Origin of the sequence: Alteromonas sp. CyTr2, assembly GCF_947311905.1 — a bacterium.
GTDB classification, from domain to species: Bacteria; Pseudomonadota; Gammaproteobacteria; order Enterobacterales; family Alteromonadaceae; genus Alteromonas; species Alteromonas macleodii.
Genome location: NZ_CAMZMZ010000029.1, coordinates 1 through 13,294, shown reverse-complemented (window position 1 = coordinate 13,294; position 13,294 = coordinate 1). Strand labels below are relative to the sequence as shown.

Genomic DNA, 13,294 nt, shown 5'->3' with positions numbered 1-13,294 from the left:
ATTGACTAGCGAATTGAAGTGAGAAAATTAAAGTACTTTGACCCCTCTTGGTATCTTAGCCAATATCCAGATGTAGCGGCTGCGGGTATTGATCCTCGAGAGCATTTTGAAAAGCACGGTCGGCAAGAAGGAAGGTTGCCATGCTTTCTACCATCAATAGCAATAGAGAAGTCGTTGTGGGCAAGTGCTCATCGGCCATCTGTTTTCTTAAAAGCGTTAAATTGTGCTGTTAAACAGGGTGGATTTAATGGAGTTTATGCATCGAAAGTATTAGCAGACTTTCATTTATTTGAAGGCGCATATGATAAAGCTATTAGAGCCATAGACTATTTAATAGAGCATCAAACTAGTGCAGAAGAACTTTTCGACATAAATGAACTATTATTACTCCAATTCTCATCTTTTTTTTGGAACGATGATATAGCTAGCGCTTCCTCTCTTCTAGCGGACAAACGATGGCTAGAAAACTCCTCTAAACTCCTAGCTATGGATATGTTATCTGAGAAGTCAAACCGACTTATGGCTTTGAACCGTCTATTCAAAGTTAACGGACTTTCGCAGATAACTTTAAACAATCGAAATTCACTTCTAGATTCGTTGTGCGCCTCAAGGCCGAAAATTAAATTGACAGCTAGAGTTATTTCCCTCCTAAAGCCTACTACTGTGTCTGTTATCGTACCCTGCTACAACGCGGAAAGAACGATTGCTACTTGCCTAAAATCACTGAAGGACCAGACTTGGCCTTACATTGAAATTATCGTGGTGGATGATGGCTCTTCTGATAACTCGTTGATTGAATTAACTCGTTTAAAAGCCGATATGTGCAGGTTAAAAGTTGTTTCAAATAAATCTAATCGCGGCGCATATGCCACAAGAAATTTAGGAATATCCTTAGCTCGAGGTGACTTTCTTACCGTTATGGATGCCGATGATTGGGCTCATCCTCAGAAAATCGAAAAGCAAGTAACTCCGTTGCTCTTCAGTCATTCTTTAAAAGGGACAGTTTCTCACTGGGTTAGATGCACGGAGGACCTTAAATTTTCGAGGTTAAGGGCTGGTAACTCTTGGGTGCATAGAAATGTATCTTCTTTACTCGTTCGAAAAGATGTTGTTGCCGCTCTGGGTGATTGGGACGAGGTCAAAGTAAATGCTGATACTGAGTTTTATGAAAGGTGTATTGCTAAATTTGGGCAAGCCGCGATAAAAGAGGTGATGCCCGATGTTCCACTGTCTTTTGGAAGAACACATGCATCATCTCTTACGCAGAATGCAGAGACTCATTTGATCACTCAATATGGTGGCGTGCGAAAGCAGTACATGGATTGCGCTCGAGCATGGCACAAGAATAGCCCTAGTTTGAAGCTTTTAAGAAATGAACCGCGTCCTTTTCCTGTTCCTCCAAGTATGTTGTTGGCTTCTTCTAAACCTTCATTGGTAAAAGAAAACGCAGCGAGTTTTCACAAATGGAGAAAAGCACTCGACGAAAATTGGTACGCGCAAGTTTACGACGACGTGAGTTCTATGGGGCTAGATATCCATGATCATTTCTGGGATAAAGGGGAAAAGGAGGGACGGTACCCATCGCCTTTATTTAATCCCCAAGCGTATGCGTACGAGTTTCAATTACCAAACACGATATCACCTACATGGCATGCGCTAAATAACGATAGTTGGGACTTTTCTGCGCCTATATCAATCACAGGGTTTGCAAAGTGTAAAGGAATAATTCATGTCGCTCTCTTTGGGCATGCTGTCTCTGAAACAGTTTTCGGTGCAGAAAGAAGTCTAGTTGATATGGCTAAAGCAATGCACAGGGCGGATATAACGATAACATTATTTTTACCTACCTGTTCTAATATTGCTTATGTAGAGGAACTAAAACAATTCGTTAACAAGATAGTCTTTTTGCCTTTACCGTGGGCAAATGGGAGGGAAGAGCCGATAGAACCCATAGCGGAATATCTGGAATCAGATTTCCTACGCTTTGGATATAATTGTGTTTATGTGAACACAATTACACTAATAGAGCCTTTTAGTGCGGCCAAGAAGGCTAGTATCCCAACGGTTATGCATGTGCGAGAACTCGTTGAGTTTGATAATGATTTAGCGGAATTACTTCGAGAGTCACCGCGACAAACTCACGCAAGAATCATAGCTAGTAGCGACTATTTTATTGCCAACTCTGAAGAAACCGCTCGTTGGATAAATGAACCAGAGCGAACTACTGTTATATATAATTGTGTTGATTCCTCCCCTTCTCAAAATTCTATGCCTTCGGGCTCATTAAAAATATGCATGCTAAGTAGTAATGTTAAGAAAAAAGGTGTTGAAGACTTTTTTGAGGTAGCAAGCTTGTGTAAGGAGGCTAGTAATATCCAGTTTACGATTTACGGGCCAATTACTAATGAAGTTATCATGGCAGCGAAGCGATTTGGAGACGCAAATATTACTATTGCAGGCTATGTGGAAAAACCGAAAGAGGCCATGGCTGAACATAATATTGTGCTAGCGCTTTCTCACTTCAAAGAATCTTTTGGAAGAACTGTGGCGGAAGCTATGTCATTGGGACGAGTTGTAATTGGATACGATTGGGGGGCGGTTAGTGAACTTGTCGACAAGCAATCCGGTGTTTTAGTCGACTATAAAAGCACTACAAGCGTTGTAGATGCGATACTTGACTTGAATCGTAACCCTGAACTAGTGGCGTCAATGGGCAACTTTGCTGCTAAAAGAGCTTGCGAACTTTTCTCTCGCGATACCTTTGGTAAAAAGCTGGCAAGCCAGATAGTTAAGATTTCAAAGAAATCTGCTACACTTGTGCGCTTTTAGCTGGCAGCTTTTTGTGTTGTGTAAGCGTGTTGAACATTTCAGTTTGCTATCCTACATTTGACTTTTACATAAGTTAACGTGGAATAGCAGATTCAGTTGTAGAAGATTAGTCCCTATGTCATATAAAACCCATCCGTTTTGGCGTGTGGAGAAACTATTATCGCCGGACAAGAATTCCAAAAGCCGGCCCCATCCTAATGTTGCTGTTCTGTCTCACCACATTCCAAAAACTGCTGGAAGTTCTCTCAGGGTTGCATTTGAACAGGCTCTTGGTGCTAGGAGTGTTTACGGTGTTTACGCAAACACCGGGGCGAGTGCTATGTCGAAAGGTGATGAGATATGGTTACCATCGAAGGCTAGAGTACTTCATGGGCATTTCAAGCCGCATGCAAATCATACTCAAACCTTCCCAAATGCTATCAAGGCTGTTTGGGTTCGTGACCCACTAGAACGAATATGGTCTTTAGTAGGCCATCTTTTAGCGCTTAAAGAAAAGCATCCGCACTATATTTTATTGAAAGAAAAGTTGCCAGAATCTAGCTTAAAGTCACAAGAAAGCATAGTTAAGGAACTGCTTCTTAATAATACGATTGAGGCGTTTACAAATACCTATAGTAGGTTTTTCAATTCTGTGTCTATTGACGAATTTGGCTTTGTTGGATCGAAGCACAAATATGAAGAGCATTTACAGCAATTGTCAGATTTGACCGGGATACAGTTAAAAACGTTGCAGGTAAACAGGCGAACTAGCCAAACATATCAGCTACCAAGTAGTATTAAGCAGCTTGAATCACATATTCATCATGAATATGAAATTGTAGGCGACTTTTTATAAAGCCGTAAGAAAGGAACTTTAGTGGCAGTTTATTCAATAATTACCCAGCGAGTAGATAGCTCGAATGTTAGCGTCCCCCGTTGGCACTTGGACTATCCTAGTAATGGAAAAAGTGTCGACAATGCCGAACTTTCCAGAGACGGACTGTTATTTCAAGGTTGGGTGTTGAACGAAGAAAGCTCATCAGCTTCGTTAGTTATTCTAAATGGTAACGAAGTACTGCAAATACCAATTAGTCGGTCTCGCCCTGATGTTGTAAAAAGGGTATTAAAGGAAGAGCCAGAAAATCACCCTTTGCTTCACTGTGGATTTTCTGAGCGAGTTAAGCTCAAACATTCAGAGTTCACGTTAGGCCTGATTCAAGATGGCAAATTCGTAGAGTTAATGAATGGAAGTATCGAAGGTAAATTTCAGATCTTAGAGGGAAAAGATGGCTGGCTTTTTCTAGATAACGACACCAACAAGAGTATTGAGCAATATACTGGGAAACTAAAACTATCCCGCACAGCTCAAGCTGAATGGAAAGAATACTTGGTATCGCTAGATGGCTTTTCCCTCTCGTCTGGCACACCAGTCTGCTTACTTGTCGCGCCTTCTAAAGAAATGGTATACGAAGAGTATTATCCTTATAGTTTTTCAAAGAAAGCGCCGATTCAAAAGCTTAAAGAGTTGATACCCAAGTCGCTCAATTTTATTTTGCCCATAGAAGAACTTAGAAATTTAGAGCAACGCTCATTTAGAGTGTGCGATACTCACTGGACTCTTCATGGTGCAAGGCTCGCAGCGCAGTTGGTTGCAAGTAAATTGTCGTTTAAAAGTATCGGCGAGCTTGATGTTTTCGCTAATGATATTTACCAAAACAGGGCGGTAAGTGGAGACCTTGGTTCGAAGTTATTTCCCCCACAACGTCACGAGGAGGACAACCTTACGAATTTCAATTACAGACGTTGTGTGGTTTTTGACAATAACATTGATAACTTTGGTCGTATAATAGTTATGTACCACCAACATGCTGTTATTGATGAGACCTTGCTAGTATTCGGTTCATCTTCCTCATATACCATGTTTCACTACCTTTGCCGGTTGTATACTTCCGTCGTTTTTATACATACGGCTGGTAACGTTGATCATAAGGTTATTGATGTAGTAAAACCAAACTGCATTTGTGTTCAAACTAATGCACGGTTTGTCGTAAAAGCCCCAAAGTTTAATGACACAGTCGTTAACTATATCGAGAAGAAAAAAGAACAAGGAAGACTAGATGCGCCGTTTACAGCTGAGGCACTACCTAGCGGAATTGCTAGATACATCGAGTACTTTAAGAAAATCTCGGTTTAACAAAAGATAAGCGCTGCTCTGCATGGCTATCAGTTTTTGGTTGTTAATAGCCAAATCAGTTACAGTAGAATAGCGCTAATGTCTTGATATTTGGCCATGGCTTTTTAAGTTGTGGCCTTTCGTTTTTTAGGAAGTAAGAATGTCTCAAAAATATTTTGGCACAGATGGAATTCGCGGGAAAGTTGGCGAGTTCCCAATGACATCAGATTTCGTTATGAAGCTAGGCTGGGCTGCAGGTGTAGTCTTGGCGGCAGACGGTACAAAAGAGGTACTAGTAGGAAAAGATACACGCGCCAGTGGGTACATGCTGGAATCTGCATTGGAAGCTGGTTTGTCGGCTGCTGGCGTAAACATTGCTCTAGCTGGGCCTATTCCTACTCCAGCAGTAGCCTATTTAGCTTCGACTTTTAGAGCTGATGCTGGCGTAGTCATAAGCGCATCTCACAACCCATATTACGACAACGGGATTAAATTTTTTGGCCGTAGCGGGGCTAAACTAGGCAGTGAACAGCAGCAGGCAATTGAAGAAAAACTCCAGTATGCACTAGAAAATGGTATCGATTGTGTTGACTCAGAACGTTTAGGCAAAGCACGAAGAGTTGAAGATGCCGCTGGTCGTTATATCGAGTTTTGTAAAGGTACCTTTTCGAGCGAGCTTAGTTTAGAAGGACTCACAATTGTTGTCGATAGTGCCAACGGAGCAGCATATAAAGTCGCACCTAGTGTATTTGAAGAACTGGGCGCAAAAGTAATTAAAATCGCCAATACGCCGAATGGCATAAATATTAATAATGATTGCGGTGCAACTTCCCTCAACTCGTTGAGTAAAGCAGTCACGACAAATAAAGCTGATCTAGGCATAGCCGTTGATGGCGACGCCGATAGAATCATGTTTGTCGACTCTCAAGGTGAAGTGGTTGATGGAGATGAGATTCTCTTTTTAATGGCTCGTGAAGCTAAGCAAGCTGGCTATAAAGGCGGTATTGTCGGCACACTAATGAGCAACCTAGGCCTTGAAATAGCGTTAAAAGAACTTGATATCCCGTTTGTTAGAACAAAAGTTGGGGATAGATATGTCGTCGAGAAACTTAAGGAAACTGGTTGGCGAATTGGGGGGGAAACCTCAGGGCATATTCTTAACTTAGATTATGCATTTACTGGAGACGCCATTATCGCTGCGCTACAAATTTTAACCGTAGTAGTAAAAAGTGAATACTCCTTAAGTGAACTAAAAGCAGGGATGACAAAGCTTCCTCAGTGTATGGTGAACGTTCGTCATAACGATCTAGATTCAGTGCTTGAATTAAATGTAGTAAAAGATGAGGTCAGTCGCGTAGAAGAGGCTTTAGGTAAGAATGGGCGACTTGTTCTTAGAAAGTCTGGAACAGAACCATTAATTCGTGTGATGATAGAAGCTAAAGACAGGGGGCTTGCTTCTGAGTTAGCCAATAGCTTGGCTGAAGTCATCAGAGAAAACTAAAAAGGAATAACTATGAAACGGAAGGGTATAATTTTAGCAGGTGGTTCTGGCACTCGATTGCACCCATTGACAAAAGTCGTGAGCAAGCAACTGATGCCGGTTTACGATAAACCGATGATATATTATCCCCTAGCTACGCTTATGATGTCTGGGATAAGGGATATTTTGATTATCACCACACCAGAAGAGCAAAGTCGTTTCATTGAGCTTATTGGCGATGGAAGTGAACTGGGAATTAATGTTCAATACGCAGTTCAGCCTTCACCCGATGGCTTGGCCCAAGCATTTCTTATAGGTGATAGTTTTATTGGTAATGATTGTTGCACGCTTATTCTTGGTGACAATATCTATTACGGACATGATTTAAAGCGCTCTCTGCAGAGCGCCTATAACCAGGAGCAGGGCGCTACTGTATTCGGTTACCATGTTAATGACCCAGAACGCTATGGTGTAGTTAGCTTCGATGATGATTGGAACGCGCTTTCTATTGAAGAGAAGCCTGCTGTTCCCAAATCTAATTACGCAGTTACAGGGCTCTACTACTACGACAACAGAGTTGTTGATTTCGCGAAAGAGGTAAAACCATCACCTCGTGGTGAGCTTGAGATTACCGATTTGAACAATCTTTATCTAAAAGATGGCTCTCTTAAGGTTGAGTTAATGGGACGGGGCTCAGCCTGGCTTGATACGGGCACTCTAGACTCTCTACTTGATGCAGCGAACTTTGTGGGCGCTATAGAGAAACGTCAGGGCTTAAAAGTATGTTGTCCGGAAGAAGTTGCGTTCAGAATGGGGTATATCAACGCTGAGCAGCTAGAAAAGCTGGCGGCTCCACTTAAGAAGAGCGGTTATGGTGATTACCTATTGAAAGTTCTTAAAGACAGAGTAAAAGTTTAACCTATATTCAAGTTATAGAAGGTGGCATTGCCACCTTTCTTCTTATATTCATTTGCACGTTAGGACGGAAAGTAAATGCAAGTAATCAAGACAGATATCCCTGACGTTAAAATTATTGAGCCGAAAGTGTTTGGCGATGAGCGCGGCTTCTTTCTAGAAACCTTTCGTACCGATTGGTTTAAAAAAGAATGCGCAGATGTAGAATTTGTTCAAGATAACCATTCTAAATCTCGCCAAGGTATTCTTCGTGGCCTTCATTACCAGATGGAGCAAACCCAAGGTAAGTTAGTACGAGTAGTGAGCGGCGAAGTGTACGATGTAGCCGTAGATATGCGTAAAGACTCACCAACTTATGGCAAGTGGGTTGGGGTAGTACTTTCTGCCGAAAACAAGCGCCAGCTTTGGGTGCCTGCCGGATTTGCTCATGGCTTTTATGTCACCAGTGAATCAGCAGAGTTCGTGTACAAGTGTACTGATTACTACCACCCAGAGTCTGAGGTGTCGGTTAAGTATGACGATCCTACATTAAATATCGCTTGGCCGTTGGTAAACGGCGAGAAACCTTCGCTCTCTGGTAAAGACGAAGCGGGTTTAGCATTTGTAGACGCTCCCACATTCTAATTGTTATTGGGGCTTTTTTGGGGTAATAGCAATTAATGAATATTGTAATTATAGGCAAGTCTGGTCAGCTAGCATTTGAGCTTTCTCGTGAACTAAAAAATAGCGATCATGAAGTTACACTGTTGGGGCGCGATGATATTGATATTACAAATAGCGATATCATTGAAACTTCATTAGCCCCTCTATCTCCCGATGTTTTGATTAACGCGTCAGCGTACACCGCTGTTGATAAAGCTGAAGAAGACACCGAAGCGTGTAATGCCATTAATAGCATTGCCGTTAAGAATTTGGCGAATTTCTGCAAATCACATGGCGCTTTTATGGTGCATGTATCTACCGACTATGTGTTTAACGGTCAAAAAGGTTCGCCTTATTTAACAGACGACCCTATTGAACCTCAGGGTGCTTATGGCAAATCAAAAGCAGAAGGCGAAAAAGCGCTGCTTGAAATACTGCCAGATGCTAGTTGTCTAATTCGCACAGCTTGGGTTTACTCGTCTCATGGTAATAACTTTGTGAAAACCATGCTGCGTTTGATGGCAGATAAACCTCAGTTGGGCGTAATAGATGATCAAATTGGAACGCCTACCTGGGCTAAAGGTTTAGCTGAAGTTTGTGTTACTGCCGCATTGAATAAAACCAGTGGTGTGTATCACTGGACTGATGAAGGCGTAGCAAGTTGGTACGACTTTGCTATAGCTATTCAAGAGCTTGGAATTGAAAAAGGGTTACTCAGTAGTGCTATTCCAGTATTACCAATTCCCTCTAGCCAGTACCCAACTCCAGCGAAGCGCCCACATTATAGTGTGTTGGATAAACAAACTGCGCGCGAAGCATTTACTTCGTGCAAGCCCACTCACTGGCGAAAGCAGTTGTCCGATATGCTTGATGAATTGAAAGCCTAGATGGTCTAAATAGAATTATATTTTTGGTTAAAAGAAAATGAGTAAAACAATTTTAGTAACAGGTGGTGCAGGCTTTATTGGCTCAGCCGTGGTTCGCCACCTTATAAACGATTCAGACCATACTGTAGTCAATTTGGATAAATTGACCTATGCGGGCAATTTAGAGTCATTAACATCAGTTTCAAATAGCGACCGCTATAGCTTTGAGCAAGTTGATATTTGTGATGCTGAAGAAGTAAAGCGCGTGTTCAATACGCACAAGCCCGATATTATTATGCACCTAGCGGCCGAGTCACATGTAGACCGTTCTATCGACGGGCCAGGCGAATTTATTCAGACCAATGTAGTTGGAACATACACTTTACTTGAGCAAGCAAGAGCGTATTGGTCTGCACTAGAAGGCGATAAAAAAGCAGGCTTTAAGTTCCATCATATTTCTACTGACGAAGTATACGGTGACCTGCCTCACCCAGATGAGGTTGAGCCAGGCACAGAGCTGCCATTATTTACTGAAACAACCCCATATGCGCCAAGCTCGCCTTATTCAGCAAGTAAAGCAAGCTCAGATCAGCTAGTGCGTTCGTGGCTTCGTACCTATAAGCTGCCTACGCTTGTTACCAATTGCTCTAACAATTATGGCCCTTACCACTTCCCAGAAAAGCTGATCCCGCTGGTTATTTTAAACGCGTTAGCTGGAAAGCCGCTGCCCGTATATGGCAAGGGTAACCAAATTCGTGATTGGTTATACGTAGAAGATCACGCACGAGCATTGGTGGTGGTGGCACTTAACGGCGAGATTGGCGAAACCTATAATATTGGTGGCCACAACGAAAAGCAGAACATTGAAGTGGTGCAAACCATTTGCGCTATCTTGGATGAGGTTAAGCCAAAAGATAGCAAGTACGCTGAGCAAATCACTTACGTTCAAGATCGCCCAGGCCACGACATGCGCTATGCAATTGACGCAAGCAAAATAGAGCGCGAACTTGGTTGGAAGCCGCAAGAAACGTTTGAAAGCGGTATTCGTAAAACCGTCGAATGGTATTTAGCGAATGAAGGCTGGTGGAAAGCGGTTCTTGACGGTAGTTACCAAGGCGAGCGTTTAGGTACCGGAAGCTGATACCCATACAAACCTACAAGTGTTAGACTAGAAAGCCGCTTTAAATAAAGCGGCTTTCTTTATTTTTGAGGCTCTAAATCGTCTACATGAAAAAAATAGTAATGCGGTCTGTTCGCGCCGCCCTTCAATTAATTCCCAAAACTCTGAAAGACAAGCTTAAACAAAACGAGCGTTTAACTGGTTTGTATGTAAGGTCGGTAAGAAAATCTGGGCTATTTTTTGATGCACCAACACCTAAGCAAACGCAGGCGCTATATAATCACTGGCTTGAAGTGAACGAATCTGCTTTCTCAAATTCGATAACTAATATTGGCGAGTGGCAAGCAGTAATATTTGGCACCGACAACCAGGGCGTGACAGAGGGAAACATTAAAACTCTTGGTGCGAAAGCTTGCTTAATAACGGGCGAATTGGCGCTGGGTGCAATAGAAAGGAAAATCTCACTGTTAGACGACAGGTTACCTACATTGTTGCTAAATGGTGGTGACCTATTAGAAAGCACTGCTATTTACCATCTTGTTGAAGCGTTAAAAGGTAATGATTTAGTCTATTGTGATACTGACGAACTTAGCAGTACTGGGACTAAAACGTCACCAAGGTTCTTACCAAGTTGGAACCCTGAGCTTCAATATTCTACGGGATATATCAATAGCGGGGTAATGATCAAAACTTCGCGGTTAAAGTCGCTACATATTTCTAATCAAACAACGATTGCTGAAGTAATTACTGAGCTTTCCTTATCCATCGATGACTTAGTGGTTAATCATATGCCGTTACCCTTGGTGCATCTTTCAGTCACAGAAAATAATGAAGCAAAATCGCTAGAGCGCGTTAAAACAGTGATAGAAAAACATACAAATGCGAAAGTCGAACTAGACGAGCAATTTAGCGTAAACCGCGTGTGCTGGCCCAATAGTAAACCCTTGGTAAGCTTGATCATTCCCACGAAAAACGGGAAAGCTTTGGTGAAAGCATGCATCGAGTCAATTCTAGAGAAAACTACCTACCAAAATTACGAAATATTGCTGATTGATAATGGCTCTGATGAACGGGAGAGTATTGAGTACTTTAGCTATTTAGACACATTGGAAAAAGTAAGAGTTATTCGTTATCCAGCGCCATTTAATTATTCGGCAATTAATAATTTCGGTGTTGAACATGCAAAAGGCTCCATCCTTGGGTTAGTTAATAACGATATCGAGGTTATATCGCCGGATTGGCTTACTTATATGGTTGGCCACGTAGAGCGCACAGATGTTGGCTGTGTTGGTGCAAAGTTGCTTTATTCTGATACACGGGTACAACACGCTGGCGTTGTTTTAGGCTACGGTGGTGGCGCTGGCCATGCTCATAAGAACTTTCCTCGCTTTCATACTGGTTACTTAAACAGGATCGTTGCTACAAACAACTATAGCGCCGTAACCGCAGCGTGTTTACTAGTTAAACGCACGCATTTTAATGCTGTAAACGGTTTAAATGAAAAGGACCTTTCCGTTGCCTTTAATGATGTAGATTTTTGTTTAAAGGTTAAAGGCTTGGGCGTTAATAACGTTTACTGTGCAGAAGCAGAGCTTTTCCATCATGAATCGGTCAGCAGAGGCTTAGACATTTCACCTGAAAAAGCGGCGCGTTTTAATCGCGAATTAGCTTACCTTCAAACAACGTGGAGTGACTTCATAGCAAACGACCCCGCTTATAATCCAAATCTTACTTTAAAGCGCGAGAACTTTTCGATTAGAAGCGCAGTAGAATTGAAAGAGTGACGCATGAGGCATAATTGATGCATAGTGCATCAAACAGAGCTTTGATACACTATTTAAAAAATTAGGCGAGTTAGCCGTAGTATTCATCATTGTTTAAAATTACTATGCAATGATAGTAATGAAGCTTTCGTAAATTATTTGTATAAAACTGGAGAGAATTTAAATGGATAGTACTATGCAGAAGCTTAAAATAGCTGTAGCAGGCACAGGCTATGTAGGGCTTTCAAATGCAGTGCTACTTGCACAACACAATGAAGTGAAAGCGGTCGACCTAGTCCCAGAAAAAGTCGAGATGCTTAATAATAAGAAGTCTCCAATTGAAGACAAAGAAATAGCCGAATATCTAACAACGAAAGAGTTGAACCTAGTTGCAACGCTGGACGCGCAAGAAGCGTATAAAGATGCTGACTATGTTGTAATCGCAACACCAACAGATTACGACCCGCAAACGAACTACTTTAATACAGGTAGTGTAGAAGCGGTTATCAAAACAGTAATGGAAATTAATCCTAGTGCGGTAATGATTGTTAAATCTACGGTTCCTGTTGGCTTCACCCGAGATGCAAAGGAGCGTTTCGGGTCAGAGAACATCATCTTTTCACCCGAATTTTTGCGTGAAGGTAAAGCGCTTTACGACAACCTTTATCCTAGTCGTATCATCGTTGGTGAGCGAACTGAGCGAGCTGAAATTTTTGCGAAGTTACTTCAGCAAGGTGCAATTAAAGAAGAAATTGATGTGTTGTTTACCGACAGCACTGAAGCTGAAGCCATTAAGCTTTTTGCTAATACCTATTTGGCAATGCGCGTTGCTTACTTCAATGAATTAGACAGCTATGCTGAAAGCCATGGGTTAGACTCAAAACAAATCATTGAAGGTGTAAGCTTAGACCCTCGCATCGGCAGCCACTACAATAACCCAAGCTTTGGCTATGGCGGTTACTGTCTTCCTAAAGATACTAAGCAACTTCTAGCTAATTACAGCGATGTACCTAATAACATGATTCAAGCGATTGTTGATGCGAATCGTACACGCAAAGACTTCATTGCCGACTCAATTGTTAGCCGCCAGCCGAAAATCGTAGGTATTTATCGCCTTATCATGAAGTCTGGTTCAGACAACTTCCGCGCAAGTGCAATTCAAGGCATCATGAAGCGCATCAAGGCGAAAGGTATCGAGGTGGTAGTTTACGAGCCAGTGCTTAAGGAAGAAGATTTCTTTAATTCACGCGTAGTAAACGACTTAAAAGAATTTAAGAAAATCTCTGACGTAATCGTAGCGAACCGTGTTACGGGCGATATCGAAGATGTACTAGATAAAGTATACAGCCGCGACTTGTTCAACGCTGATTAACCCAAGTTCGGGGTCAGAGTACATTTTTCCGTGTAAATTAAAAAAGCCAGGTTCATAACCTGGCTTTTCTTAGTTAGATGTCCCGTCCTAAAATACGTTGACATAAAGAGGATTTCTTTATGACAACTTCAAGTAATCAAAGGCCTAAGCGCACA

General features: G+C 42.0%; 10 protein-coding genes. All 10 read left to right on the top strand.

Going from position 1 to position 13,294, the window contains the following annotated elements; genetic code table 11:
• The first annotated feature begins 18 nt into the window (after positions 1-18).
• The 10 genes from QME20_RS14450 to QME20_RS14405 all read left to right on the top strand — a co-directional run bounded on the left by QME20_RS14450 (position 19) and on the right by QME20_RS14405 (position 13,139).
• The gene (locus QME20_RS14450) at positions 19-2,829 is read left to right on the top strand and encodes a glycosyltransferase (RefSeq protein WP_281716132.1); all 2,811 of its coding nucleotides are present in this window, start codon (positions 19-21) and stop codon (positions 2,827-2,829) included.
• A gap of 115 nt (positions 2,830-2,944) precedes the next feature.
• Positions 2,945-3,664, top strand: a complete 720-nt coding sequence (locus QME20_RS14445; RefSeq protein ID WP_281716131.1) for a hypothetical protein — start codon at positions 2,945-2,947, stop codon at positions 3,662-3,664.
• Between the two features lie 21 nt (positions 3,665-3,685).
• Entirely contained in the window at positions 3,686-5,002 is a 1,317-nt protein-coding gene (locus QME20_RS14440; protein ID WP_281716130.1) for a hypothetical protein, read from the top strand.
• A 139-nt stretch (positions 5,003-5,141) separates the two neighbouring features.
• Complete coding sequence (glmM, locus tag QME20_RS14435; protein WP_281716129.1) at positions 5,142-6,482, top strand: phosphoglucosamine mutase; 1,341 nt, start codon at positions 5,142-5,144, stop codon at positions 6,480-6,482.
• A gap of 12 nt (positions 6,483-6,494) precedes the next feature.
• Positions 6,495-7,379 carry a glucose-1-phosphate thymidylyltransferase RfbA gene (gene rfbA / locus QME20_RS14430; protein ID WP_168479979.1) on the top strand — a complete coding sequence of 295 codons (885 nt, stop codon included), beginning with the start codon at positions 6,495-6,497 and terminating at the stop codon, positions 7,377-7,379.
• A 75-nt stretch (positions 7,380-7,454) separates the two neighbouring features.
• Positions 7,455-8,000 carry a dTDP-4-dehydrorhamnose 3,5-epimerase gene (gene rfbC, locus QME20_RS14425; RefSeq protein ID WP_281716128.1) on the top strand — a complete coding sequence of 182 codons (546 nt, stop codon included), beginning with the start codon at positions 7,455-7,457 and terminating at the stop codon, positions 7,998-8,000.
• Positions 8,001-8,035: 35 nt separating this feature from the next.
• Complete coding sequence (gene rfbD / locus QME20_RS14420) at positions 8,036-8,905, top strand: dTDP-4-dehydrorhamnose reductase (protein WP_281716127.1); 870 nt, start codon at positions 8,036-8,038, stop codon at positions 8,903-8,905.
• Between the two features lie 37 nt (positions 8,906-8,942).
• Positions 8,943-10,025 carry a dTDP-glucose 4,6-dehydratase gene (gene rfbB / locus QME20_RS14415; RefSeq protein WP_281716126.1) on the top strand — a complete coding sequence of 361 codons (1,083 nt, stop codon included), beginning with the start codon at positions 8,943-8,945 and terminating at the stop codon, positions 10,023-10,025.
• 101 nt (positions 10,026-10,126) lie between these two features.
• Positions 10,127-11,788 (top strand): glycosyltransferase, encoded by a 1,662-nt coding sequence (locus tag QME20_RS14410; RefSeq protein ID WP_281716125.1) that lies wholly within the window; start codon positions 10,127-10,129, stop codon positions 11,786-11,788.
• Between the two features lie 163 nt (positions 11,789-11,951).
• Positions 11,952-13,139, top strand: coding sequence for a nucleotide sugar dehydrogenase (locus tag QME20_RS14405; protein ID WP_281716124.1), 1,188 nt, complete (start codon positions 11,952-11,954; stop codon positions 13,137-13,139).
• Positions 13,140-13,294 lie beyond the last annotated feature (155 nt).